This window comes from Micromonospora sp. NPDC093243, from assembly GCF_044753725.1.
GTDB lineage: Bacteria > Actinomycetota > Actinomycetes > Mycobacteriales > Micromonosporaceae > Micromonospora.
Window position 1 is genome coordinate 611,482 of the sequence record NZ_JBIVNT010000005.1, and the last position, 24,796, is coordinate 636,277.

25 protein-coding genes and 1 pseudogene are annotated in these 24,796 nt (G+C 71.1%); 12 read left to right on the forward strand and 14 right to left on the reverse strand.

The features are described 5' to 3' along the window. Positions 1-3: 3 nt before the first annotated feature. The 3 genes from ACIP9D_RS20300 to ACIP9D_RS20310 all read right to left on the reverse strand — a co-directional run bounded on the left by ACIP9D_RS20300 (position 4) and on the right by ACIP9D_RS20310 (position 1,216). Positions 4-771: a VOC family protein gene (locus ACIP9D_RS20300; protein ID WP_350876029.1), complete on the reverse strand. Its 768-nt coding sequence runs from the start codon at positions 769-771 to the stop codon at positions 4-6. Between the two features lie 71 nt (positions 772-842). Continuing rightward, positions 843-965 carry a hypothetical protein gene (locus tag ACIP9D_RS20305; protein ID WP_350876027.1) on the reverse strand — a complete coding sequence of 41 codons (123 nt, stop codon included), beginning with the start codon at positions 963-965 and terminating at the stop codon, positions 843-845. A 95-nt stretch (positions 966-1,060) separates the two neighbouring features. Next, positions 1,061-1,216, reverse strand: a complete 156-nt coding sequence (locus ACIP9D_RS20310) for a YciI family protein (RefSeq protein WP_400450495.1) — start codon at positions 1,214-1,216, stop codon at positions 1,061-1,063. A 139-nt stretch (positions 1,217-1,355) separates the two neighbouring features. Between ACIP9D_RS20310 and ACIP9D_RS20315 the strand changes: the two genes are divergently transcribed. From ACIP9D_RS20315 to ACIP9D_RS20325, 3 genes are all read left to right on the forward strand, one after another. Next, positions 1,356-1,871 (forward strand): SigE family RNA polymerase sigma factor, encoded by a 516-nt coding sequence (locus tag ACIP9D_RS20315; RefSeq protein ID WP_350876025.1) that lies wholly within the window; start codon positions 1,356-1,358, stop codon positions 1,869-1,871. Next, entirely contained in the window at positions 1,868-3,037 is a 1,170-nt protein-coding gene (locus ACIP9D_RS20320; RefSeq protein WP_350876023.1) for a hypothetical protein, read from the forward strand. Before ACIP9D_RS20315 ends, ACIP9D_RS20320 begins: the two co-directional genes overlap by 4 nt. A 162-nt stretch (positions 3,038-3,199) precedes the next feature. Next, entirely contained in the window at positions 3,200-3,823 is a 624-nt protein-coding gene (locus tag ACIP9D_RS20325) for a hypothetical protein (protein ID WP_350876021.1), read from the forward strand. Between the two features lie 66 nt (positions 3,824-3,889). Here the strand turns inward: ACIP9D_RS20325 and ACIP9D_RS20330 are convergent, their stop codons facing one another. Then, on the reverse strand, positions 3,890-4,156 hold the full coding sequence (locus ACIP9D_RS20330) for a helix-turn-helix transcriptional regulator (RefSeq protein ID WP_350876019.1): 267 nt from the start codon (positions 4,154-4,156) through the stop codon (positions 3,890-3,892). 87 nt (positions 4,157-4,243) lie between these two features. On the opposite strand from ACIP9D_RS20330, the gene map reads away from it, so the two are divergent. Beyond that, positions 4,244-5,062, forward strand: coding sequence for a type I methionyl aminopeptidase (gene map, locus ACIP9D_RS20335; RefSeq protein ID WP_350876017.1), 819 nt, complete (start codon positions 4,244-4,246; stop codon positions 5,060-5,062). Positions 5,063-5,274: 212 nt separating this feature from the next. On the opposite strand, the gene ACIP9D_RS20340 is transcribed toward map, so the two are convergent. After that, entirely contained in the window at positions 5,275-6,267 is a 993-nt protein-coding gene (locus ACIP9D_RS20340) for an NADP-dependent oxidoreductase (protein WP_350876015.1), read from the reverse strand. A 23-nt stretch (positions 6,268-6,290) separates the two neighbouring features. Next, the gene (locus ACIP9D_RS20345; protein WP_350876013.1) at positions 6,291-6,929 is read right to left on the reverse strand and encodes an HD domain-containing protein; all 639 of its coding nucleotides are present in this window, start codon (positions 6,927-6,929) and stop codon (positions 6,291-6,293) included. Positions 6,930-7,107: 178 nt separating this feature from the next. Between ACIP9D_RS20345 and ACIP9D_RS20350 the strand changes: the two genes are divergently transcribed. Both ACIP9D_RS20350 and ACIP9D_RS20355 read left to right on the forward strand, forming a co-directional pair. Then, complete coding sequence (locus tag ACIP9D_RS20350) at positions 7,108-8,307, forward strand: GlxA family transcriptional regulator (RefSeq protein WP_350876011.1); 1,200 nt, start codon at positions 7,108-7,110, stop codon at positions 8,305-8,307. Positions 8,308-8,480: 173 nt separating this feature from the next. Beyond that, positions 8,481-8,678 carry a hypothetical protein gene (locus ACIP9D_RS20355; protein ID WP_350876009.1) on the forward strand — a complete coding sequence of 66 codons (198 nt, stop codon included), beginning with the start codon at positions 8,481-8,483 and terminating at the stop codon, positions 8,676-8,678. A 130-nt stretch (positions 8,679-8,808) separates the two neighbouring features. On the opposite strand, the gene ACIP9D_RS20360 is transcribed toward ACIP9D_RS20355, so the two are convergent. Beyond that, positions 8,809-9,402, reverse strand: coding sequence for an NAD(P)H-dependent oxidoreductase (locus tag ACIP9D_RS20360; RefSeq protein WP_350876007.1), 594 nt, complete (start codon positions 9,400-9,402; stop codon positions 8,809-8,811). 107 nt (positions 9,403-9,509) lie between these two features. On the opposite strand from ACIP9D_RS20360, the gene ACIP9D_RS20365 reads away from it, so the two are divergent. Both ACIP9D_RS20365 and ACIP9D_RS20370 read left to right on the forward strand, forming a co-directional pair. Next, entirely contained in the window at positions 9,510-10,349 is an 840-nt protein-coding gene (locus ACIP9D_RS20365) for a helix-turn-helix transcriptional regulator (protein WP_350876005.1), read from the forward strand. Positions 10,350-10,590: 241 nt separating this feature from the next. Then, on the forward strand, positions 10,591-10,950 hold the full coding sequence (locus tag ACIP9D_RS20370; RefSeq protein WP_350876003.1) for a YciI family protein: 360 nt from the start codon (positions 10,591-10,593) through the stop codon (positions 10,948-10,950). Positions 10,951-10,971: 21 nt separating this feature from the next. On the opposite strand, the gene ACIP9D_RS20375 is transcribed toward ACIP9D_RS20370, so the two are convergent. From ACIP9D_RS20375 to ACIP9D_RS20390, 4 genes are all read right to left on the reverse strand, one after another. Beyond that, positions 10,972-12,180: a DUF6596 domain-containing protein gene (locus ACIP9D_RS20375; RefSeq protein WP_350876001.1), complete on the reverse strand. Its 1,209-nt coding sequence runs from the start codon at positions 12,178-12,180 to the stop codon at positions 10,972-10,974. Between the two features lie 99 nt (positions 12,181-12,279). Next, positions 12,280-13,356 (reverse strand): LD-carboxypeptidase, encoded by a 1,077-nt coding sequence (locus ACIP9D_RS20380; protein WP_350875999.1) that lies wholly within the window; start codon positions 13,354-13,356, stop codon positions 12,280-12,282. Positions 13,357-13,512: 156 nt separating this feature from the next. Then, a complete protein-coding gene (locus ACIP9D_RS20385; RefSeq protein WP_350875997.1) occupies positions 13,513-15,330 on the reverse strand; it encodes a glycoside hydrolase family 15 protein in 1,818 nt (605 codons plus the stop codon). A 34-nt stretch (positions 15,331-15,364) separates the two neighbouring features. Continuing rightward, entirely contained in the window at positions 15,365-15,841 is a 477-nt protein-coding gene (locus ACIP9D_RS20390; protein ID WP_350875995.1) for a hypothetical protein, read from the reverse strand. A gap of 513 nt (positions 15,842-16,354) precedes the next feature. On the opposite strand from ACIP9D_RS20390, the gene ACIP9D_RS20395 reads away from it, so the two are divergent. Next, positions 16,355-19,183 carry an ABC transporter permease gene (locus ACIP9D_RS20395; RefSeq protein ID WP_350875993.1) on the forward strand — a complete coding sequence of 943 codons (2,829 nt, stop codon included), beginning with the start codon at positions 16,355-16,357 and terminating at the stop codon, positions 19,181-19,183. A 51-nt stretch (positions 19,184-19,234) separates the two neighbouring features. Here ACIP9D_RS20395 and ACIP9D_RS20400 read toward each other — a convergent pair whose 3' ends face one another. Further along, the gene (locus ACIP9D_RS20400; RefSeq protein WP_350875991.1) at positions 19,235-20,689 is read right to left on the reverse strand and encodes an alkaline phosphatase PhoX; all 1,455 of its coding nucleotides are present in this window, start codon (positions 20,687-20,689) and stop codon (positions 19,235-19,237) included. A gap of 282 nt (positions 20,690-20,971) precedes the next feature. On the opposite strand from ACIP9D_RS20400, the pseudogene ACIP9D_RS20405 reads away from it, so the two are divergent. Beyond that, a pseudogene (locus ACIP9D_RS20405) lies at positions 20,972-21,145 on the forward strand (SDR family NAD(P)-dependent oxidoreductase); the annotation flags it as partial. Between the two features lie 200 nt (positions 21,146-21,345). On the opposite strand, the gene ACIP9D_RS20410 reads toward ACIP9D_RS20405, so the two are convergent. Continuing rightward, entirely contained in the window at positions 21,346-22,101 is a 756-nt protein-coding gene (locus tag ACIP9D_RS20410; RefSeq protein WP_400450501.1) for a helix-turn-helix domain-containing protein, read from the reverse strand. A gap of 237 nt (positions 22,102-22,338) precedes the next feature. Between ACIP9D_RS20410 and ACIP9D_RS20415 the strand changes: the two genes are divergently transcribed. Both ACIP9D_RS20415 and ACIP9D_RS20420 read left to right on the forward strand, forming a co-directional pair. Beyond that, complete coding sequence (locus ACIP9D_RS20415) at positions 22,339-22,998, forward strand: DUF4097 family beta strand repeat-containing protein (protein WP_350875987.1); 660 nt, start codon at positions 22,339-22,341, stop codon at positions 22,996-22,998. Positions 22,999-23,065: 67 nt separating this feature from the next. Continuing rightward, complete coding sequence (locus ACIP9D_RS20420; RefSeq protein ID WP_350875985.1) at positions 23,066-23,896, forward strand: alpha/beta hydrolase; 831 nt, start codon at positions 23,066-23,068, stop codon at positions 23,894-23,896. 123 nt (positions 23,897-24,019) lie between these two features. Here the strand turns inward: ACIP9D_RS20420 and ACIP9D_RS20425 are convergent, their stop codons facing one another. Further along, positions 24,020-24,766 (reverse strand): alpha/beta hydrolase, encoded by a 747-nt coding sequence (locus ACIP9D_RS20425; RefSeq protein ID WP_350875983.1) that lies wholly within the window; start codon positions 24,764-24,766, stop codon positions 24,020-24,022. Positions 24,767-24,796 lie beyond the last annotated feature (30 nt).

Consider the following 24,796-nt stretch of genomic DNA (forward strand, 5'->3'; position numbering starts at 1 on the left):
CGGTCAGGGCGGAGTAGTCCCGAGGACCGAGAAGAACGCGCCCTGTGGATCGGTGAGCACCGCGAACCGGCCCCGCGTCAGGTCCGTCGGCTGGACGGCGAGCGTCGCGCCCATCCGTAGCGCCTCGGCGACGACCCTGTCGGTGTCGGTGACCGCGAAGTAGACCATCCAGTGGGACGGGAGGTCGCCCCAGTCTTCGCCGAGCATGGGCATCATCCCGGCGACGGGGCGACCGTCCAGCTGCCAGGTGGTGTAGGTGATCGGGCCCATCGGTTGGTCGTCCGCCGTCCAGCCGAACACCGACCCGTAGAACTCCTTGGCCCGGTCCCACTCCCGCGTGGTCAGCTCGGGCCAGGTCAGCGAGCCGGGTACGTCGAACACCTCGGCCCCCGGCATGCCGAGCGACTGCCACACCCCGAACGGCGCCCCGGCCGGGTCGGCGAAGAGCGCCGTCCGCCGGGAGCCGGGGACGTCGACGGGCTCGGTCAAAATCCGGCCGCCGGCGGCGGTCACCCGCTGGCAGGCCCCCTGGGCGTCGTCGGTCGCCAGATAGGGCATCCAGGCAGGCGGCCGCTGCGGGCCGGTCCCCGGCCCGGCACCGGCCACCGGTTTGCCCTGCTGGTGGAAGACGAGGTGACCGTCAGCCGCGGGTTGCCGGTCCGCCTCGGCGACGGCCCATCCGAACAAGGGCGCGTAGAAGCGCACCGCGCCGGGGAGGTCGGTGGTGACCAGGTCGACCCAGGCGGGCGCCCCCGGTGGAATATCTGTCATGGCTTCGGCTTCGCTTCCTCTGCTCGGGCAACTCTCGGCGGGATGGCGGCGGGCCCGACAGCCGACGGCCGTCAGCCGGCAGCGGCGCGGGCGAGGGCGATGACGTTGACGAGGGCGCCCTGCGGGTCGCGGAGGCCGGCGATCCGGGGTGGCCAGGTCGGCCCAGCAGGGCGTGCCCGGCGGACGGTGCTCACGTCGACCCCTCTCGACTGGGGGCGGCCACCGCCGGCACGCCCTGCCGGCATCGTGGCACTGTTCGCGCGCCGTACGGGGCGGATCGGGCGAATCGTCAGCTGAGCCGTCGTCCGGATCTACCACCGACGGCGATCTTGGCGGCCCACGCCAGCGCCTCCTCGCGTGAGGCCACGTCGACGATCGCGAACCCGCCGAGGACCTCCTTGGTCTCCGGGTAAGGGCCCTCGGTGATCATCCCGTCCGTGGCCACGACGCTCGCCCTCTGCCTTCTATGAACGGCTCGCCCCGGATCCGACGCCATACCAGAAATTTTTCACGGGTCCTCGGCCGCTGTTGACGCAACCTGATGGTCGTCCGGACCCGTCGAGCTTGCGGAGGAGGGAGCCCGAATGGTGGATGCCGAGGGTCAGTTCGTGGAGTACGTCTCCGCGCGACTGCGGAGCCTGCATCGGACCGCGTTTCTGATGTGCGGCGACGCCCACTTGGCTGACGACGTGGTGCAGCAGACGATCACGGCGCTGTACGTGAACTGGCGCCGGGTCAGCCGGGCCGACAACGTCGACGCGTACGTGCACCGGATGCTGGTCCACAAGCTCGTCGACGAGAAGCGGTTGAGCTGGTCGAAGGTCCGGCTGCTGGGGTCGACGCCGGAGCCCGAGCGCTCGCCGGTCACGCCGCACGACGAGCTGGCCGAGCGGGACAGCCTGGTCGCCGCGCTCGCCAACCTTCCACGCGGCCAGCGCACCGTACTGGTCCTGCGGTTCCTGTGCGATCTGTCGCTGGCCGACACGGCCGCCGCGATGGGCTGCTCGGAAGGCAACGTGAAGTCGCAGACGGCTCGGGCCCTGGTGGCGGTCCGCCACGTGCTCGACGTTACCGAGATGTCGGGGAGGAATCCGAGATGACCACGTCCGACGACCAGCGCATCGCCGTACTGCTGCGATCGGTACCCGTTCCCGAGCCGAGGGTCGACGTGGGCCGCGCGGTCCGCGACGGCCGGCGACGCCGCCGGCGACGCCGCCTCGGCGGGCTCGCCGCGGTGACGGCGATGGCCGGGCTCGGCGTCGTCGGCGCCGTCCAACTCGGCGGGCCCGCCAGCCGGCCTGCTCCGGTGACGCCCGCCCTCGCGGTGTCACCGAGCGGAACCGTGTCGACCGCTCCGGGCTCGCCCGTCACCTGTGAGGCGTCGTGGTTGCCGCGGCCGATCGCCGGTCCGGTCGCGGTGGCGAACGGCGTCGACCCCACCGGGCGGTACATCGTCGGCGACATCGGCACCGGCCAGGAGGACGGCCGGGTCGTGCTCTGGACCGACGGCCGGGCGGGCGTCCTGCCGGCCGGCGCGCGGTACGCGGCCGCGGTCAACGCTGGCGGCGACGTGGTCGGCACCAACGGCGACGGCACCGGCTGGGTCTACCGCGACGGGAAGCTGCGCTTCCTGGCCACCCCGCCCGGCTACGACGCGGTCCTCGTGCACGCGGTCAACGGCCGGGGGGACATCGCCGGCACCGCCAGCGGAGCCGACGAATCGCACCACGCCGTGCTGTGGTCGGCGGACCGCCCGCAGGAGTACCGGCTGGTCGGGCAGGCTGGATCCGCCGCGACCGGGATCACCGAGGACGGCACGGTGGTCGGCACGATGGGCCAACTGCCCTACCGGTGGACGCCGCAGGGCACCGGGGCGGCCCTGGCACTGCCCGACGGCTACCCGCGCGCCTCGGTCGACGCGGCGCACGGCGAATGGGCGATCGGCATGGTTCCCGGCGACCATCAGGGCGGGGCCGTGCAGATGCTGCCGGTGCGGTGGAATCTCACGACCGGGGCGGTGAGTCTGCTGCCGTTCCCGAGCGCGACCGGGATCGCCGGCAACGGGGACCTGCTGGTCGGCGACGGTGCGCCGCTGGTCGTCGCCCCGGACGGCACGTCCCGCCGGTTGCCGGGCCGGCCCGAGGTCCGCGCGACCACGGCGGGCACCTACACGGCCAATGGGATCAGCGACGACGGTCTGACCGTGGTCGGCGCCGCCTACGAAAAGCAGGTGTACCGACCGCTGGTGTGGCGCTGCCACCGCTAAAGGTCGCGTTCCGGTCCATGCCGCGGACGCCGGGCACCCTGAGGAACCGACCGGTGTCGGCCGCGGCGGCCGGATCATCGAGCACGAGACCATCGGGCGGTGCCCGGCAGCCACGACAAGGCTGTCGATCACGTGGGAACTTGTCGTACTAGTCTTCGCCGCATGGCCTTGCGACCGGACGAGTTCTATGACCACGCAGTCGCCGTCGCGGACAGCGAGCGCCGGCTCCCGTTGGCACGCATGACGGGATGGGAGATCAGTCCGTTCGAGCCGGACGGGCTGCGCGTAGCGCCGTTGCGCCCGCCGGTCCTCCCGGAGCCCGCGCGGCACGGGGAGGATCCGTCGGACTGCAACGCCTGCCGCGACCGGGACGAAGGGATCTGGTTCAACGATCACTGGCGGCTGGTCCGGATTGCGGGAGTGGGCGTCCCGCTGGTGCTCATGCTGTTTCCGCGCGACCACTACGACATGGCGGATCTGCCGGACGAGCTGGCCGCCGAACTGGGGCTGTTGAGCACCCGCATCGTCCGCCACATGCAGGCACTGCCGCACGTCTCGCGGGCCCATCTCTACCGCATCGGGGATGGTGGCGCCCACCTGCACGTCTGGTTCTTCGCTCGGCCGGAGGGACAGGCCCAGTTGTTCGGGTCGTGGCTGGTCGTCTGGGACGACCTGCTGCCGGAGTACCCAGCGGACGTCGCGGAAGCTGACGCTGAGATCGTGGCAGACGCGTTGGTCGCGAGCCACGGAGGCCGCCGGTCGTCCACCAGCGAACCGGCCGCCTGACCGGCGGGCAGCCGTACCGCTGGTCGACTGCTCGGCCGGCCCCGGTCTCTAGGGCGCCTGGTGTCTCTAGGAAGCCTGGTGGATGGGCATGTCGGCCAGCCAGACGCCGGCCAGGTCGCTGAGGGGGACGTCGAGGGCCTGGCTGAGGCAGACCACGGTGCCGAACGCCGGTGCGGGGAGGCGGCCGGCCTCGATCTTGCGCAGCGTCTCGGGGGAGATGCCGGCCGCCAGGGCCACCTCGACGAGGCTGCGGCCGGCCCGCGCGGCCCGGAGCGCGGCTCCGAGGCGCTGACCCGCTGCGATCTGTTCGGCGGTGAGCGGTTGGCGAACCATGGCAGCAGGATATCCCTCCGGAGCACCCCGACCTACGTGGTATAAAAATAACGGTATTAAAATACCGAACGGGAGAGGGAGGCTGTCGTGATCGAGCTCAAGTCCGCCGAGGAGATCGGCCGCATGGCGGTGACGGGCCAGTTCGTCGGCGAGCTGCTCGCCGAGCTGAGCGGTATCGCCGCGGTCGGCGTCAACCTGATGGACCTCGAACACCACGCCCGCCGCCGGATCACGGAACGCGGCGCCGAATCCTGCTACTGGGACTACGCCCCTTCGTTCGGCCGCGGCCCGTTCCGCAACGTGCTGTGCCTGTCGGTCAACGACGCGGTGCTGCACGGCCTGCCGCACGACTATGTTCTGCGCGACGGTGACCTGCTCAGCATCGACATGGCGGCCGGCATCGACGGCTGGGTCGCCGACTCCGCGCTCTCCGTCGTCGTCGGCACCCCCGACCCGGCCGACCTGAAGCTGATCGAGGCGACCGAGGTCGCACTGGAGGCCGGCATCACCGCCGCCCAGCCCGGCGGCCGCCTCGGTGACATCTCCGCCGCGATCGGCGAGGTCGCCCACTCCTACGGCTACGGCGTCAACGCCGAGTTCGGCGGCCACGGCATCGGCCGCACCATGCACGAGGCCCCACACGTCTCCAACAACGGCCGCGCCCGCCGTGGCATGAAACTTCACCCCGGCCTCACCATCGCCATCGAGCCCTGGTTCTGCCGCTCCACGGACAAAATCAAGTTCGACAAGGACGGCTGGACGATCCGCTCCGCCGACGGCTCGCGCACCGCCCACTCCGAACACACGGTCGCCGTCACGGCTTCCGGCCCCCAGGTCCTGACCCGCCGTCCCACTCACGGCGCCACCTCGGCCGACCCCACCAGAAAGCCCGCCACAGCCTCCTGACCCACTGCCGTCTGGGGCGTGACTCCGGGCGGGGGGCTGCCGCAGCTGCGGCCCGGCGGTGGGCAGTGCGAGACCCAGTTCCATGGGTTTTCTCCAAGGGGTGGAATCATGAACGAGTCGTGAGAGATCACCGTCCCGCCCTCTCAGGCGCCCCTCAGTGGTCAGCGGCGCGGCATGAGGAGTCGCCCTGATCGCCGGTGCGGCGATCCTTGTCAGTCCGCGACCTGAATGATCGTCTTGCCGGCCGTGCGACGGTGGCGGGCGAATGCGGCGGCCGTCTCGGAGAGCGGTCGCACAGCGCCGACGATGGGGTTGAGCCGTCCCGTCCGGACGCGCTGGGCGAGGTCGGTCAGCCGGGCGCGATCAGGTTCGACGACGAAGAAGATGGCTCTCCCGTCCTTGGGCTGCACGGCAGGTGGCGCGGGGATGGTGACGAGGGTGCCGCCCGGGCGTACCAGTTCTGTCGATCGCTCGAGGATGTCGCCGCCGATGACGTCGAACACCACGTCCACCTCGCCGACGTGCCGCAGATCGTCGGCGTCCAGGTCGACGAAGGTCTGCGCGCCGAGTCCGAGCGCGACCTCACGGTCGTCGGCTCGGCCGGTGCCGATGACGTGGGCGCCGACCTCCCGCGCGAGTTGAACGGCGATCGAGCCGACGCCGCCCGCGGCGCCGTGGATGAGGACGGTCTGGCCGGTCGTGAGGTGGGCGTGGTCGAACAGTCCCTGCCATGCGGTCAGTCCGGAAATGGGCAGCGCGGCGGCCACGCTGTGGTCGATGTCGGCCGCGAGGGGGGCGAGGTTGCGGGCCTCCACCGCGGTGTACTCGGCCAGCGATCCGTTGCGGGTCCAGTCGGTCAGTCCGAACACCCGCTGGCCCACGGTGAGGCCGGTGGTTCCGTAGCCGAGCTCGACGACAACTCCGGACAGCTCGTGCCCGGGGATGCTGGGTGTCCGGTCGCGACCGGCGCGATCGGACCAGGTTCCCGGCCAGTCGAGCTCGCCCGGGGTGAAGCCTGCGGCGTGGACGCGCACGATGACGTCGTTCTCCGCGGCGTGTGGGTAAGGCATGTCGGTCAGGGTGAGCCCGCCGACTCCCGCGTCACGGTCTCGCACAGTGATCGCTCGCATGCTCGAAGCCTCTCCTAGAACGTTCGTCGGTATGAGGTGGTTGTGGGGCTCAGCACGGGGGGCCGAACGGTTCATCGCGTGGCCCGTGAGATGGCCAATCAGCTCGGCCAGGGGGATCCGACGATGCGCTCGACCGTCGTCACCCGCTGGAAGCCGGGGATGAAGTGTTCGAGCACGTCGGAGTTCACGGTGCCGTTCGTGGTTTCGGGACGGTTCCTCAGCCCCTCGACGTAGGCGCGCAGGAACTCGTCCTTGAAGTTCCCTCGTGGATGCACGGCGAGAATTTCGTCCAGCCGATCGCGCTCCATTGTTTCCAGGCCGAAGCCGAGCACATCGGTCAAGACACCGAGGTACGTCGTGGCGATTTCCGGCGCCATCCGGTCGGGGATGCCCGGGGTGGTGTGCAGCGCGATCGCCGTCCAGACGGTGTCGGCTGCAGCCGTCGAGAAACCCCGGTCCAGGAGGAACTTGCGCGCGTGGTCGGCGCCGTCGACTTCGAAGCGCTGCTCGACGTCGGAAAAGGGAGTCAGGAGGCCGGTGTCGTGGAACATGGCCGCCAGATAGAGCAGCTCCGGCTCCGGTTTCACGCCAATCTTCTGAGCGTGAATCAGGCTGAACAGGAAGACCCGTCGGGAGTGGTGGTAAATGAGAGGGCTGGTCGTCTCCCGGATGCGCCTGGTCGCTTCGGCGACCGCCGCTGTCTCCGGAATCTCCAACCCTGCGATGACCTCGGACATGATTTCTGACCTTCCGGGAGGGCTGTGCGGACCGTGTGTCCGGCCTCCATGCTGCCCACCGATCGTCACCCACCGCCGCCTTCGTCCGGCCAGGAATCACTGATATCCGGACAGGCCGAAATCGCAGTCGTGTGCTTCACCCACGCGCGGCACGAGACCCCGCGACAGGGTCCATCGGGTGGCCTCCGCCGTGCGCCAATTCAGCCGAAGATCATGGCGAGTTCGCTCACCTGCGATAGCGGTGACGTGGGCAACTCCGCCCACGAGGATTCGCGTCATCGCCGGTAATTGCGTGCTACCAATAGACGGTGTCCGTGCCCTCTGTTTCGCCGATCCGACGGTGGTCGGCGCTGCCGGGTCCGGCCGCCCACCGTGCGCATCCGGCTTCGAGCGGACCGGAGTGGTGAAGGCTGGCCACCATCGCGTTGCGATCTTCGTCTACGACGGAGTGACGTTGCTGGACGTCGCCGGTCCCGCGGAGGTGTTCAAGGAGGCGAACCGGTTCGGTGCCGACTACCGGATCGTGCTGCTGTCGCCCACCGGCGCGGAGGTCATGTCGAACCTCGGGGTCCGGGTCGCGGTCGACGGCGCCGTCTCCTCGGAGCCGGCCGTCGACACGTTACTGGTGGCCGGGTCCGACCGCTATCCACGCGCCCCTGTCCCCGGCCACCTGGCGGACGCTGCGCGGACACCGGCGGCCGTGGCCGGCCGGGTCGCGTCGATCTGTACGGGGGCGTTCGTCCTCGCCGCCGCCGGCCTCCTCGACGGCAAGCGCGCGACCACGCACTGGCAGGTCACGCACGAACTCGCCGCCCGGTGTCCGACCTGCCGCGTCGAGCCCGACGCGATCTACGTTCGCGATGGCACCACGTACACCTCGGCAGGGGTGACGGCCGGCATCGACCTGGCGCTCGCTCTCGTCGAAGAAGACCACGGGCCCGACCTGGCGCGCGAGGTCGCGCGCGCCCTGGTCGTGTACATGCAGCGTGCGGGCGGCCAGTCCCAGTTCTCGGCACCGCTGCAGGGACCGCCGCCCCGCTCGCCGGCGCTCCGCAGAATCACCGACGTGGTGACGGCGAACCCACGCGGGGACCACTCGCTCGGTGAACTCGCGAAACACCTCAACGTGAGCACCCGCCAGCTCACCCGGCTCTTCCACGACGAGCTGTCCACGACACCGGCCCGCTACGTGGAGAACATCCGATTCGACATGGCCAGGGCACTGCTCGACCAAGGACACACCGCGACGCAGGCTGCGACCCTCGCCGGGTTCCCCAGTTACGAGAGCATGCGCCGGGTCTTCGCCAGGAAGCTGTCGATCAGCCCCGCCGCCTACCAACGCCGGTTCAGCACGGCCCGCCGCCCGCCGGCGGACTAGGGCCTGTCGGCTTGGCGCGTAGGTGGATCGTGGAGCGAGTGGCGGACACGGTCGGCAGCACCGGGATAGGCGCAGTGGCGCGTGACGCGTCGGTGGCTGGCGTTGCGCCGATCGGGGTCAGCCGACGAGGTGCCGCGATGGGAAGATGGACGACCGGCGATGCGGAGGTGGCCATGACGATGCGACGGCCATCCGGGGGCAGTCCCCGGCGAACCGGCCGGTGGCTCTCCGCGGCCCCGGTCGGCCTGGTGATCGGTGCCATCCTGGCCGTCTCGGCGGGCCGTGACCGGTTCGGTGCCGGCGTCGCGGTGGCGATCGCGGTGGTCACGGTCTGGTTGCTTGCGATGTTCCTCCCGCTGCGGCGACGCTGACGATCGACTGGTGCCGTCGAGGTGGGGCGGACGGTCGCGAGGCCGCACGCGGCGCGGGCTCCGTCGACCCGCTGAGAAGGGCGTTGGCCAGCCTCCTGGCTGGCCGACGCCACAGTCGCTCACAGGCCTCTCAGGCCGGGTACGGGGCCGAGTTCCGTGCCGCATGCAGGGCGCCGGCCCACCAAGCGAGCTGATCCAGCAGGGTCTTGGCAAATCCGGACGCTTCCGGGTCCAGCGGCCGACCGTCTTCCCACGCCCTGAAGTAGTTCGGGAAGGCCAGACCATCGCGGATGGTCACGGCGTGCAGTTCGGTGAGCACGTTCTCCAGGTGGAGGACGGCGTGGCGGCCGCCAGCGGCCCCGCCGTAGCTGACGAAGGCGACGGGCTTGGCTCTCCACTGGGTGAAATGCCAGTCGATGGCCGCCTTCAGTGACGCAGGGTAGCTGTGGTTGTACTCCGACGTGACCACGATGAACGCGTCCGCGTCCTGGAGGTGAGACGTCAGGGACGCCATCCCGGCGGGGCGCGGGTAGGACTCGCCGGCGAACCTGGGCGAGGCTGCCGGCAACGACAGCGGGACCTCGACGTCGGCGAGATCGACGACAGCGATGTCGAACCCGCCGTGCTCGCGCGCTTGCTCGGCCACCCAGGTGGCTACGACCGGCCCGAACCGGCCCTCTCGAACGCTCCCGACAATGATCACCAACTTGTGCTTCTCACTCATGCCTTCACGGTCCTTTGCCGGGACGATGGCAACCAGACCGGGCTTAGGCTGGCCCCCGGGGGGCCACCCTGCGGGTTCGCGGCGGGAGACCGACCTAGACTCACAACATGGGCACGCCCCTGGGCGACTTCATCCGCGCCAAACGCGACAACATCCAGCCGGAGTCGTTCGGGCTGCCGGATCATGGTCGCCGCCGGTCCCCGGGGCTACGACGCTCAGACCTCGCCACGCGTGCTGGAATCAGCGTCGAATACCTCACCCGTATCGAGCAAGGACGAGACCGCAACCCGTCCTCTGCCGTGCTCAGTTCGCTCGCGAACGCCTTGGGCCTCGACGCCGCCGAACGCGATCACCTGCGCCACCTCGCCAAAATCACCGGCGGAGCGTGTGCAGGGCGCGGGCAGCCGGTGCCACCCAACCGCCATGTCCGGCCCGCCGTGTTGCAGACCCTCCAACTTCTTGAGCCCGGTGTGGCATTCGTCACCAACCGCCTCGGTGACGTGCTCGCGTACACGAGTGCGTTCGAGGTGCTGGTGCGGGGGATCGGGCTGCTCGAGAGCGGGACGCCTAACCTGACGCGCTACGTGTTCACCGATCCGCGCGCCCGGACGTTCTTCCCCGACTGGGACCAGGTGGCCGACGAACGAGCCTTCGACCTGTGGCTCGGGCCGTCTGCGGAGACCTCCGAATGGTTCAGGGCCGAGCTCGCCCCCCTGGCCGGAAAGCAGTTCACCCGACGCCTCAACCGCCACCTGCCCCCACCGCACGTCCCGCTTCGGCTCAACCACCCCGTCGCGCACGAACTTCGGTGGCAGCGAGAGAAGCTCGAGTTGCCGAGAACCGACGCGCAGGAGTTGGTCGTTCTCCTGCCCGCCGACGACGCGACGGCGCGGGCCATGCAACGGCTGCGCCACCAACCCGGCCGCATCCTTCGCGCGGTCACGTAGCTCATGGCATCCGCCCTTTCGCCCCACGGCCGCTACCGGCTGACGCTCGGTTGACGGGTTGCCAGGGATCGCGCTCAGATGGCGTGCCCACGGCTCTTTGTTGTGCTGACAGCTCGGCCCGATCACCGTGGAGTCGTTGACTGCCGGAACTTCGGCGATGAATTCGGCTGAACCTGTCGAGGCCGGATGCCGGTCGTTCGTCACACGGACGACGCAGCGCTTCCAACCACGAGGAGCAACGATGAAGTACGCGATGCTGATCTTCGGCGACGACCGCGAGTGGACGACGCTGTCCCCGGCCGACGAGCAGGACGTGATGAAGCAGGTCTACGAGTGGTTCGAGCGGTGGCAGCCGACCGGCAAGATCGCCGACGGCGGCGCAGAGTTGCAGCCCAGGGATGCGGCAAAGACAGTGCGCGCCGGCGGGAACGGCCAGCCGGTGATCACCGACGGGCCGTACCTGGAACTCAAGGAGGTCATCGGCGGGATCGTCATGTTGGAGTGCGACGACCTTGACGAGGCCGCTCGGATCGCGGCCACCTGGCCGCTCGCCGCCGGGATGAGCGCGCTGGAGGTCCGTCCGGTGATGAGCCGCGAATAGCGGTGACGCTGGGCGCCGGTCTCACAGCCGGCGCCTCAGCTCACCCACCCGACGCGACATCAGCTCCCGTTCGGCCGGGTTCGTCGCCAGCTCCAGAGCCCGCTCCGCCGCCGTCAGCGCCTCGTCCGGACGGTCGAGCGTGCCCAGCAGGTCGGCCCGGGCGGCGTGCCACAGGTGGTAACCGGCAAGCCGGTCCCCGAGCGCGTCGACCTCATCGAGCGCCGAGGCCGGGCCCACCGCGAACCGCGTGGCCACCGCCCGGTTGAGCAGCACGATCGGCGACGGGTCCAAAGCGTGCAGCCGGTCGTACAGCGCCCGCACGTCGGCCCAGTTGGTGGCCTCGTACGAGGGGGCCAGGGCGTGAAGGGCGGCGATGCCGGCCTGCACCTGGTACGGCCCCGTCCGGCCCTGGCGCACCGCCGCCCGCAGCCGCAGCGCGGCCCGTTCGATCGCCGCGTTGTTCCACAGCCGCCGGTCCTGCTGGTCGAGCAGCACCATGCGGCCCCACGAGTCGAACCGCGCGTCGGCGCGGGCGTGGTGCAGCTCCAGCAACGCGGCCAGGCCGGCGGCCTCCGGCTCACGGGGCAGCAGCTCGGCGAGTTGGCACGCCAGCTCGACCCCCTCGCGGGCCAGCTCGCGCCGCTGGGCGGACCGGCCACTGGACAGATACCCCTCGTTGAAGACCAGGTAGATCACCGCGAGTACGGCCGGTAGCCGGTCGGCGTACTCGTGCGGCTGCGGCACCTCGAACCGGACGCCGCGCTCCCGCAGCTGGCGCTTGGCCCGGGAAAGCCGCTGCGCCATCGTCGGCAGCGGCACCAGGAACGCGGCGGCGATCTCGGCGGTGCTCAGGCCGCTGGCGGCGTACAGCGTCAGCGCGACCCGGGCCGGCTCGGCGAGGTCCGGGTGGCAGCACCCGAAGACCATGGCCAGCCGATCGTCCACGCTCGGCTCCGGCGGCGCTTCCGCGGCCAACTGTGCCATCTTCCCGCGGCCGACGGCGTCACGACGCAGCCGGTCCAGCGCCTTGCGCCAGCCCGTGGTGACCAGCCAACCGGTGGGGCTCTCCGGCAGACCGTCGTCGGGCCAGCGCTTGAGCGCCTCGGCCAACGCGTCCGACAGCGCCTCCTCGGCCCGGTCGAAGTCGCCGAGCCGCCGGCTGAGCGCGCCGAGCATGCCGGCCGCGTCCGTCCGCCAGATCCGGTCCAGCAGTTCTGCCACGTCGTCCACGGCACCAGGGTCCAACACCCGCGAGACCGAGGCGTCCCCATGCGTACGTGTCGCGCGTTGCCCTCCCGCCGGCCTGCCGCGTCACGTTCCGGGTGCTGGCTACCGGACGCCGGCCTCCACGGTCAACGTCCCTGCCTCGGCGTCGATCGTGGCCCGGGCGCCGAGCGGGACGGTGAGCTGGCCGTTGCCGTGCCCGAGGCGGAGCCCGCCGAGCACCGGGACGCCGAGGTCGTAGAGGCGGTCCCTGAGTACGGCCGCCGCGTCCCACTCGCCGGGCTGGCCGACGCTGTTGGTGATCTGGCCGATCACCACCCCGGCAACCCGGCCGAGCACGCCCACCCGGCGCAGCTCGGTCAGCATCCGGTCGTAGCTGTACGGCGCCTCGTCCACGTCCTCGAAGAACAGGATGGCGTCGTCGAAGTCCGGAACGTCCTTGGCGCCCAGTGAGGTCGAGATCAGGGTCAGACACCCGCCGAGCAGCCGGCCGGTCGCCCGACCCGGGACCATGACCGAGGCGGCGGTCTCGGTCGGATCCCGGTTGATGGTGATCGGCGCGGTGGTCATGACCGACCGGCGCAGCGCCTCGGCCGATTCCGGTCCGGTCCGGCTGTCCGTCCAGTTGACCATCGGGCCGTAGAAGCTGACCAGGCCGATCTCGCGCCACAGTCGACCGTGGATGCTGGTGATGTCACTGAATCCGACCACCACTTTCGGGTCACGACGCAGGGCGGACACGTTCATCTGGTCCACGATTCGCTGGGTGCCGTACCCGCCGCGGGCGGCGAAGACGGCCCGCACACCCGGATCGGCGAACGCGGCGTTCACGTCGGCCAGCCGCTGGGCGTCGGTCCCGGCCAGGTAGCCGTACCGGGTGAAGACGTGCTGGCCCAACTCCACCTCCAGCCCCCAGCCCCGCAGGATCTCGATGCCGCGGTCCATCAGGGCGGGGCTCGGGGTGCCGCCCGGCGACACCACCCGGACCCGGTCACCGGGGACCAGGGCGCGGGCCCGGACCGGAGTACGCCCGCCGCGCGGCGCCGCCTGCGCCGTGCCGGCGGTGCCGACCAGCAGAGCGCCACCAGCCGCCGCTGCCGCCCCGGCGTGCAGCACGCGCCGCCGGGACAGGGCCGCGGCGCCGGGTCCCGGGGTGGCTACGCCCTCGTCAGAATTCCGCATCGGCGTCCTCTCCGTCGTGTCGGGACCGGCGTTCCGGCCGGCGATCCGACAGTTGAGACATCGATGCTACTGATCGTCTGCAATCGACCCGCGTGACTCGACGAAGGCGGCGGAGGTGTTCGAAGCGGTGGGCGGGAAGGTGATGGTGCCGCGGCGTCACCGATCGGCGGGGGCGTCCCGAATGGCGAGTGCGGCTTGGACGAGCGCGGCGTGGGTCAGCGTCTGGGGGTAGTTGCCGACCTGGGCGCCGGTCACGGGGTCCAGCTCTTCGGCATAGAGGCCGAGTGGGCTGGCGTAGCCGAGCATGCTCTGGAACATCTCGATCGCCTCGACGCGGCGCCCGGTGCGGGCGAGGGCTTGAACCAGCCAGAACGAACAGGGCAGAAACGCGCCCTCGGCCCCTGGGAGGCCGTCACGTCCCGGCGGATAGCGGTAGAGCAGGGACGGGCCGGCGGAAAGCCTGTCCCGGACGGCGTCGACGGTGCCACGGACCCGGGGCGACTTGACGCTCTCCAGGTCCAGCAGTGGCAGGACGAGCAAGGCCGCGTCCAACTCCGCCGAGCCGAAGCTGCGGACGTAGGTCGCCGCCGTCGGGTCGAAGCCGGATGCCCGGACCTCGGCGGCGATGGCGTCTCGTGCTTCCCGCCAGCGTCGACGTTGGCGCTCTGGCAGGCGGTGAGTGTCGGCAATGCGCAGGGCCCGGTCCAGAGCGAGCCAGCCCATGAGCTTCGAATGTACGTGTTGGGCAGGTTGGCGGACCTCCCAGATGCCGGCGTCGGGCTCCTGCCAGCAACGGGCGACCACGTCGGCGAAGCCGCGCACCGCCCGCCATGTCTCGCTGTAGAGGCCCTGCCCAGCCTGCACGAACGCCCAGGCGGCGTCGATCACCCAGCCGTAACCGTCGAGTTGGTGCTGCCCGGCGGCGGCGTTGCCGATCCGCACCGGGACGCTGCCGAGATAGCCGGGCCAGCCGGACAGTTCCCGTTCCGCTGGTACGTGGCGGCCGTGCAGGGTGAGCAGTGCAGGCAGGCGTGGCCGCTGCAACCGGCTGGCGTGCAGCAGCCAGGCGAGGAAGCCGCGTGCCTCGTCGGGTTTGCCGACACTGAGGAACGCGCTGACACCGATGCTGGCGTCGCGAGGCCAGACATAGCGGTAGTCCCAGTTCCGTACCCCGCCGGGATCTTCGGGCAGAGACGTGGTGGGTGCGGCCACCGGGGCTCGCGACGGCGAGTAGGTCAGCAGCCGCAGGGTCAGCAGGCTCCGTACGACCTGCTCCCGGAACGGCAGTGACCCGTCGATCTCGGCGGTCCAGGCCCGCCAACGCTCCTCGTCCTCGTTGAGCAGGTCCCAGGCCCAGGCCGGATCGACGTGGATCAGCGGTTCGCGGTAGGCCACGGCTAGCACGAGAGTGACCGGCCGGCCCGGGCTGACCCTGACCGGAGCGGGCCGACCTGGCTCGACGGCGAGATCGGGGGCGCTGCTCAGAGAGACCGCGAGCGACCCCCACTGACACACCAGGGCCGGGCGCCGGTGGTGGACTCGGGGCCGGCGGTGCCGTACGCCGAGGCGGGGATCGAACTCGACGACGGCGTCGACCTCCGCGTCCTCGGTCGACAGCCGCCGCACGATCAGGGTCGTGGGCAGCAGGCGGCCGCTGACCTCGGCCACCATGGCCTCGGTGAGGGTGAGCCGGCCGCTGCCCACCGCCCAGGTCGTCTCCAGAGTGGCGGTGTACTGCCGGTAGCGCCGTTCGACGACCGGAGCCGGTCGGGCCGGGCCGACCCGGAACGTGCCCGCGTCAGGGCCCCCGACCAGCCGGCCGAACAGGGGCTCCCCGTCGAAGCGGGGCACGCAGAGCCAGTCGATTCCGCCGTCACCGGCCACGAGGGCAGCGGTGCGGGTGTCACCGAGCAGCCCGTAGTCGCTGATCGGCGCTGGAGGTCGGGGACACGTCGTGTCGGACCCACCGGTCATGGAGATCGCTTCCTGACGAGTCGTGGGACGCGGATCACCGGGCTTGCAGGAGCATTCCGAGGACCACCCCGTAGATGACGTGGACGACAGCCACGACTGCGGGTGTCTGGATGCCGTAGTTGACGGCGAACAGGCCGGGCGGCTCCAGCACGGCGGTGCTGGCCGGGCCCGCCCGCTGGGAGGCCATGCGCGGGTGGACACCCGGTAGCAGCGGCAGAAGCACCGTCAGCGCGATCCCGACGTGGACGGTCCCGAGCAGCGCCCCGGTCCACCAGGTGGCGCGGTTCAGCAGGGCAAACGTGGCCGCGTAGCCGAGGGCGAAACCCTGACCGGCGCAGAGGTGGATGAGGAACCCGACGACCCGGGCCCGATCGGGATCCTCGGTGACGAGGGTCCCGAGCACCAGGGGAAAGTCGAGGCGAGTGAGGCCGGCCAGTTGAGCAGTGATCAGCGCCGCGGTCAGCGCCGCGGTGGCGACCAACCCGAACAGTGCCCATCCGGCCCAGTCCATCTCAACGGTGCTGGACGCCGCGCGCGTTGCCAGTCGGTGATGTTCGCTCGGTCATCGGTCCGTCCTTCGGCTGAAAACATGAAGGCTGGCGGCCCTGATCGGGACGCCCTCGTCGTACCTCGACGACAGTGGCCGCGCCGGTTTTTCACCCTAATCCCTGGGGCTATGAGATGCGGCCTGCTCGCCGACATACAACCGGCACCGGGATGGCGCCCACCAACCGGAGGATCGCCGACCGGGTGGGGGAGGAGCCCGAGGGTGTGCGTGCGGCGGCGAGCTTCTCTGTTCAGAAATTGACGGTCGGTCATGTAGCTTCGTATTTCGTGCCGAGCAATACGGGGGCTGGGCGATGAGACATCCGCTTCTTGTTTTCACGGATCCTGCACGGTCTGCCGTTGGCCACTGTCCAATGAGCGCCGGCGGCGACGACCCGGTCGGGCACGGCGCAGAAATCCGGATGGCCGGCCTGGTCAAGCGGCCGGCCCGTATCGTCCGAGGGTAGAAGCGCCAGCCATGTTGCGGATGGTCTGGTCGCAGCTGCGGAACACGCCCGGCCGGAGCGTGGCGGTGCTCGCCGCCGTGCTGGTCGCGACCACCGGGTTCACCGTGCTCACCGGTGCCGCCAGCACCTCCCGGCTGGTCGCCCAGGGCTCCGTGGACGGGCAGTTCCGGCCGTCGTACGACATCCTGGTCCACCCCTCGGCGCCGGTCACCGGCCTGCTCGACCAGGCTCGACCCGCCGCGGCCTACGGTGGCATCGGGCTGGATCAGTGGCGGCGGATCGAGCGGATCCCCGGGGTCGAGGTGGCCGCCCCGCTGGCGGTGCTCGGGCTCGCCGACATCCGACCAGACCTGCTGGTGGACCTGACCGACCAGCTCGACCGGTCCGCCGAGCGCCAGGTCATCGAGGTCGCACCCCGGATCAGCGGGGACCGCGGGCTGAGCAGCCTGACCGCCGCGCCGACCTACGTCTACGTGTCCCGCCGGCCCCTGGTGCCGCTGTCCAGCATCAGCGGTCCCTGGTTCGTCTACACCGACGGCACCCGGGTCAGGCAGTCCTCCTCCGCCGCCGAGTGCCCCGGCACGGGTGGGGGCGGCACTGTGGAGGTGCAGCCCGACGGCCGTCGCCGGCAGGTGTGCAGTTCCGCGATGGGCAGCTTCGACCCGGACGACCGGCGGACCCAGGTCAGCGAGGTGCAGGCGTACCAGTTGCTCCCGGATGGCAGGTTCCGGATGGCCTCCGTGTTCACCTCCGGCCGCCCGGCGTCCGTGGTCCGCGCCACCGCGCGGTTGCAGGTCCAACTGCCGGCGGTGCTACCGGTGCTCGTCGCCGGGATCGATCCGGAGGCCGAGGCGCGCCTGGTCGGCCTCGACCGGGCAGTTCGTCAGGGTCGCTACCTGACCGGCACCGACCATGTCGCCCCGGCGGCCCGGAGCACCTCGCTCTCCCCGTTGCCGCCGACCGGTCCGGCCGGCCGGACCCTACCGGTACTCGCCGCCGGCGACCTCGCCGTGGACGAGCGGATCGACCTCGCCGTGTCCCGGCTGACCGGCCGGACCGGCGGCCGGGTGCCCGGCGCCGCGACGGAGGCGCTCTGGCCACTGCTGCGTGACTCTGCGAAGACACCGCCGCGCGCGCTCCGGTACGACCTGGGGCAGCTCTACCGCGACCAGCTCGACGCCGCCCTGGCCGCGCACACGCCGCTGTCCGGCATGCGAGCCCTGCTCCGGCCCGGTCCGCCGGCCTATCAGCCGCAGCTCGACGGGGTCACCCGGGTGCTGCCCCGATCCGCCGGGTCCGGCCAGCCCGACCCGGCGATCGAGGACGTGTGGCGGGACTCGTGGCTCGGCGCGGGCGGCGTCGGGGCGGCGGATCCGGTGAGTCTGCTCGGGCAGCCGGAGTGGTCGGTCACCGCGGTGGGCAGCTTCGCACCGGACGCGCTCGACTCCACCGCCGGCGCCGCGCAGGAGGCCCTCGACCTCTACCGCCCGGCCCCACCGGCGGGCGCCGACGCGCGCTCCCGGGGCCTGCTCGGCGAGCGCCCACTGCTGCCCGGGGACGACCCGCTCGGTTATCCGCACCGTCCGCCCGGCCTGGTGACCAGTCTGACCGCGGCCGGTGAGTTGTACGCGAGCATCGGGTCGGCGATGACCGCCGCGCCGCTGAGCTCGGTCCGGGTCCGAGTCGCCGGGATCGACCGGTTCGACGAGGTGGCCCGGGAGCGGGTCCGGATGGTGGCCGACGAGATCGTCCGGCAGACCGGCCTGACCGTCGAGATCGTGCTGGGCGGCTCAACGGCGCACAGCCCGGTGCTGCTGCCCGCGGGCACGCTCGGGCGCCCCGACCTGAACCTGTCGGAGGCGCGCACCCGCAAGGGCGTGGCGGCCGAGATCGTCACCGCCGTCGATCGCAAGAACGTCATGCTGCTCGGGCTGTTGCTGGTGGTCTGCGCGCTGCTGGTCGGAAACGCGGTGTCCACCGCGGTCCGCGCCCGCCGCCGCGAGCTGGCCATACTGGCCTGCGTCGGCTGGCCCGGCTGGCGACTGAGCCTGCTGATCCTCGCCGAGACCACCGCACTGGGGCTGACCGCAGGACTGCTCGGCGCCGGGCTGTCGGGGCCGCTCGCTCGGCTGGCCGACGTGCAGGTCGCCGGCATGGTCACCCTGCTGTGCGTACCGATCGCGGTGTTGCTGACCGCGGCGGCCAGCGCCCTGCCCGCGCTGCGGGCCGCCCGTACCCGCTCCGCGGAGGCGCTCCAGGCGAGCGCGGCGCCGGCCCGCCGGGCCCCGGCACGGAGCTTCGCCGGGCTCGCGGTGGCCAATCTGGTACGGGCACCGGCGCGCACCCTCGCCGGGGCGGTGAGCCTCGCGGCCGGCGTCGGCGCGGTGACACTCATCGCCGCCGCGCTCTGGGCGTTCGACGACGGCATGGTCGGCTCGCTGCTCGGTCAGGCGGTCTCGGTGCAGGTGCGCGGGGTGGATTTGGTGGCGGTCGGCGGGGTGCTGCTGTTCGGGGTGCTCGGCGTGGCCGACGTGCTCTACCTCAACGCGCGGGAGCGGTCGGCCGAGTTCGCCACGCTCCGGGCCGTCGGCTGGCCGGATTCAGCGCTCAACCGGCTGCTGGTCTACGAGGCGCTCGGCGTCGGGGTGCTCGGTTGCGTTCTCGGGGTCACCGCCGGCCTCGGCTCGGCCGCCCTGCTGGTCGGCGGGGTGGACGGCCGACTGGCGGTGCTGGCGCTGGCCGTGACCGCGGCGGCGCTGCTGCTGACCGTGCTCGCCGCACTGGCACCGGCGATCCTGATCCGGCGCCTGCCGACCGCCGCGCTGCTCGCCGACCAATGAGGATCCGGTGGGGGCAGGCGGTTCGCCTGCCCCCACCGGTCGGTTCGGCTGTCAGCCCAGGTACTTCTCCCACGGGCCGGTGATGGCCAGGGTGAGGCCGGGGTCCTGCATGTTGACGAAGAGCACCTTGCCGTCGGCGCTGAAGGTCGGCCCGCAGAACTCCGAGTCGTTGAGCTGGTTGCGGGCGATCGCGTAGGTGGGGCCGCCCGGGAACGCGCTGAGCACGTGGGAGGCGCCCGAGCCGTCCTCGGCGAGCACGAGGCTTCCCCACGGGGTGACCGTCACGTTGTCCGGGCCGTCGAAGGTGAGGTCGTTGTACTTGACCGGCGTGCCCTCCTCCGACGCGGTCTGGTGCGGGAAGTACGTCACCAGCTGGATGGTCTGGGCCCGGTAGTCGTAGAACCAGACCATGCCGTCGTGCGGAGCGGCGTCCGCCGGGAGGTCACCGTCGTCCCACGCGTAGGAGTTGACCACGTAGACGCCCTCGTCGGTGCCCCACACGCCCTCGAACTTGCGTCCGCGGGTGACCTGGCCATCGGCGAACTGCTCGCGCACCGTCGTGGTCCGCGCGTCGCGCTCAGGCACCTCGATCCACCGCACGGGGAAGGGGCGGCCCAACTGAGCGGAGGTCAGGTAGGCGACGTCCGGCAGCACCGAGCCGTCGTCCATGATGATCTGCATCGCGGCGAGGACGCCGGCGTTCGGGGCGAGGCGGGTGAGCACACCGGGACCGAGCTTGACGCCGCGGGGCGCGGTCCAGCGGTAGAAGAGGCCGTTGGGCCCGTCGGCGTCCTCGGAGAGGTAGATCTTGGTGCGGTCCTTGTCGATCGCCAGGGCCTCGTGGGCGTAGCGGCCCAGGCACTTGATCGGCCTCGGGTCCGCGCTGCCGTCGGCCCAGACCTCGAAGACGTAGCCGTGATCCTTCTGGAAGACGCCGGACCGGCCGTCCTCCGCCCAGTCGTCCCCGGCCCGGTCCTCGGTCTCCTCGCAGGTCAGCCACGTCCCCCACGGGGTGGGCCCGCCCGCGCAGTTGCCGACGGTGCCGGAGAGGGCGACGAACTCACCGAGGTTGCGACCGGCGCGGTCGGTCCGGATCACGGTGCAGCCGCCGGCGTCGACCGCGCCCGGGTCGTAGACGGTGCCCTTGACGTGCGGTACGCCGAACTCGGCACCCGGGTCGATCTCGTGGTTCTGGATGAGGGTGTAACGGCCGTGGCCGCCGTCGTAGACGGCCATGCCGTCGTGGTCGGCCGGGGTCACGCCCTGGCCGCGGTCGAGACGGGTGACGCCGGCCCGGGTGACCACCGTGTAGCTGAAGCCCTCGGGCAGGGCCAGGACGCCCTTGGGGTCGTCCACGAGCGGCGGGAAGGGCACGTGGCCGGCCCCGGCCGGCGGGTTGGGCCGACTCGGGTGGGCCTGGGCCAGGGACGGGAAGCCGCCGGCGACGGCGAGCCCCACGCCGGCGGCGGCACCGCCGGCGAGGAAGGTACGACGAGAGGAAGGCACGTGGATCAGCTCCTGGTCAAGACAAGTGTGACGGTGTGACAGCCAACTCCTGCGGTGGGACACCGACGCGTCACTCATGGGATCGATCGGTGACATCCGAGTGAAGAGTCAGGGCTACTCACGCGTCGCCCAGGCGGCGGCGTCAGGGTGCGGCCACGCTCCAACTGCCTTTCTGGCCTGCTCGCCGAGTGATGCGCCGCTCGGTCGCGGGAACGCCGGCGGCGGCACGGCGGGCGGTCAACGGACCGGCCCTTCACAGCAGCGAATCATGGGAGATTGAAAATGGGTCAGCTCGACGGCAAGGTCGCGGTGGTGACGGGCGCCAGCGAGGGCATCGGGTTCGCCAGCGCGCTACGTTTCGCCGAGGAGGGCGCGTACGTCTATCTCACTGGGCGGCGCAAGCCGGAACTCGACGAGGCGGTGGCGCGGATCGGCGCGGCCCGCGCCACCGGGGTGCGGGGCGATGTGACGGACCTGGCCGACCTCGACCAGCTCGTCGCCACGATCGGCGCCGACGGGCGCCGGCGGCTGTGCCATGCCGAGCTGCGCGGCGGCGCGGCCGGTGCCGGCTCCCGCAACGGTGATCCGCTTGTGGCGAGCAGCGCATTCCCAGATCCAGCGGGTGCCTCTTCGGGCGGGCGCCGTTGCGGGATTGCCTATCCGTGGTCTGCGCTAGGTCGGGTGGTGTCGTTTGACGCTGCTGCCGGTCTGGTGTGCAGGACTTCGCGGGCCTGTTCGGCGGCGCGGGTGATGCTCTCGCTGATGAAGTCGAGGAAGCGAGCGACGTTCTCCAGGCGGGTCGCGGCGGGGGTGTGCGGGCCGAGGACGGCGACGCCTTGGCGTGCGGTTTCGACGAGCTGGTCGTTGGCTCGGGCGCTGGCGATCGTCGCCTGGTAGAAGAGCTCGTCGTCGACGACGTAGCGGTCGCGGCGGCGTTCGTCGCGTTCTCGGCGGACGAGGCTCTGGCCCTCCAGGAAGGCGATCGCCTTGGAGATGGACGCCGGGCTGACCTGGAGGCGCTGGGCGAGTTGGGACGCGGTGAGACTCCCCGCATCGGTGGTGAACAGGCAGGTCAGCACCCGGGCTGTCATTTTGGTCAGGCCTGAAGCCATGAGGACGGTCGTGAACGTCTCCTCGTACTCGGCCACGGCCTCGGCGTCGCGTCCGTGCGGCTGGGGGAGTGACTCCGGTCCTCGGGACGAGGTGGGCCGGCGCCGGTGGGCGCGACGTTCGGTGGCGCGGTGGGCCAGGTCGGCGCGGTAGGCGGTGGGGCCACCGTTGCGCATCACCTCACGCGTGATCGTCGAGGTCGGACGGTCGAGGCGTCGGGCGATCTCGGCGTAGGGGAGGCTGTCGGCCAACCCCAGCGCGATCTGCTGGCGTTCCTGCTGGGTGAGCCTGCCTCCCGGCATCGCGATCTCCTCGGTGATCCCTCTGGTGGTCCCTGACCCCTCTGACTATAGCGTTCACCTCTCATTCATTGCAACGCCCAGCGGGTCTGCGTTGCGTTGTTCTTATAGCGGTTGCAACAGTTTCTGTGCCTCTACCTGCGAAGATGATGAATCAGCGCAACGATGGTGTTGCCGTAAACTGGAAAGCAACGTAGCCTTTCCTGTATCGGAAACAACAAGTGAGCACGGGAGAGCACGATGCAGAAGTTCGACACCCCCGCCCCGATCTCCGCCGTCCTGGCCATCCCCGCCGGACGCATCCAGTTCATCGCCGCCGACCGGGCCGACACCACCGTGGAGGTCCTGCCCGCCGACCGCTCCAAGAGCCGCGACGTCAAGACCGCCGAGCAGACCACCGTTGCCTACGCCGACGGCGTGCTGCGGATCCGCGCCCCTCAGAACCAGCTCATCGGTCCCTCCGGATCCCTGGAGGTCACCGTCCAGCTGCCCGCCGGCTCCCACGTCGAGGCCACGACCGGCGCCTGCGAGCTGCGCGGCGTCGGCCGCCTCGGCGACGTCGCGTTCGAAGGGGCGTACCGGCAGATCAAGATCGACGAAGCGGCGAGCGTCCGCCTCGCGGCGATCGACGGCGACGTCGAGGTCGGCCGGCTCAACGGCCCGGCGGAGATCAGCACCACGAGGGGCGACATCCGGATCACCGAGGCCGTGCGCGGCGCGGTCGTGCTCAGCACCCAGTCCGGCGACATCTCGATCAGCGCCGCCGCCGGTGTCTCGGCCGCCCTGGACGCTGGCACCGGCTACGGCCGCGTCAGCAACGCCCTCAAGAACGATGGCGCCGCTGACCTCGACATCCGCGCCACCACCTCCCACGGCGACATCAGCGCCCGCAGCCTCTGAGGAAGCAGCGGCGGGGCCTGGAGAAGTCGTACCAGACGCCTAACCCGACCGGGTGGAGAACATGACGATGAACAGCACTTCCTCGACCAGTTCGAAGTGGACCGGCATGATGCCGGTCGACGACACGGCCCTGGCCGTAACCGACACCGGCGGTCCCGGGATTCCCGTGGTCTACCTCAACGGCCAGTTCGCCACCCAGGGGTACTGGCGGCGGGTCATCGCCGACCTGGGGACGGGGTGGCGGCACATCACCTACGACGAGCGGGCTCGCGGCAAGTCGAAGCGCTCGGCGGACTACTCCTTCGAGGCCGCCGTCCGGGATGTCGATGCCGTTCTCGCGGCTCGGGGCGTGGACCGGGCGCTGCTGGTGGGCTGGTCCTACGGAGCATTCGTCGCGTCGCACTGGGCCAGCCGGAATCCGGACCGTACCGTGGGCGCGGTCCTGGTCGACGGCGCGTTCCCGCACGACTGGCTCGACGAGGCGATGGAGCAGCGGATCCGGAAGCTGTTCCGGCGGATGGGCTGGTTCCTGCCGCTGCTGCGCCCGACGGGCCTGACCCCGCGGATGACCGCGGAACAGCAGGCGAACAGCAACATCGAGATCGGCGTGATCTCCCGCGAGCGCGAGCTGGGCCCCGTGCTGGACAACATCACCGTCCCGGTGCGGTACGTGGTCGCCTCGGGGACGTCGTTCGGAAGCCGCGGTGATGAGCAGGAACGGATCCGCGCCAGCCTCGACACCGTGATCGTCCGCAACCCCAACATCAAGATCAGCGCGAAGCTCGCCAGCAACCACGGTGCGATCCTGCGCAAGGGCTTCCCGGCCATCGCCGAGGCCGTACGAGAGGTCGCCGCCCTCGACCGCGAGGCGGCGCGGAAGGCCCGCCCAACGGACTGACGACAACCAGCCGTCATCGCCCGTCCTTCAGCTCAACCGCGTCCGGGTCGTGTCAGGGCAGCAGCCCTTGGCGCGAGCCGGACGCGGCGCAGCGGTAGCGGCCGAGCACGTCGGGGTTGGCTGTCAACGGTGGATCAGGGTCCTGATGTCGTCGAACAGTCGGTCGTGAGCGGCGGCCGCCGCTGGGGAGGTCAGGCCCACGTTCTGGATGAAGCCGTGCTCCAGTCCGGGCTCCTGCCGGTGGATCACACGTACCCCGGCGTGCGCCAATCGCTGCCCATAGGCGTTGCCCTCATCGCGCAACGCGTCGTGCTCGGCGGTCACGATGAGGGCGTCCGGCATGCCGCGCAGGTCCGCCACCAGCAGCGGGCTGCCGAGCGTATGGTCGGCGGGATCGGGAGTCCACTGCGAGATCGCCCAGGTCAGGAAGTCGGCGTCCAGCGCGTAGCCGGACCCCTTCTCCGCGATGCTGGGCTGCGAGAGCGTCAGATCGGTGTTGGGGCAGATCAGGACCTGGACGGCGGGTAGGACATCACCCGCGTCCCGTAGCCGCAGGCAGGCCATGGTGGCCAGGTAGCCGCCCGCGCTGTCTCCGGCCACCGCGAAGGGCCGGGCCCAGCGCAGCACCGCCGCCACATCCTCGATGGCGATGGGGTAGCGATACTCGGGCGCGCGCCGGTAGTCCACGGCGAGCACCTCGACGTCGCAGGCATCGGCGATGCGGCGGCAGGTCCGGTCATGGGTGTCGAGGTCACCGATGACGAAGGCGCCGCCGTGTGCGAACACCATCAAGGGCCGCGCCTGCTCGCGGGGCCGGTAGTGGCGCAATAAAAGCCCGCTCGGACCGGCGAGATCTTCCACGTGGGTCATCACGGGCCCTGGGGGTCGGTCTGCGGCTCG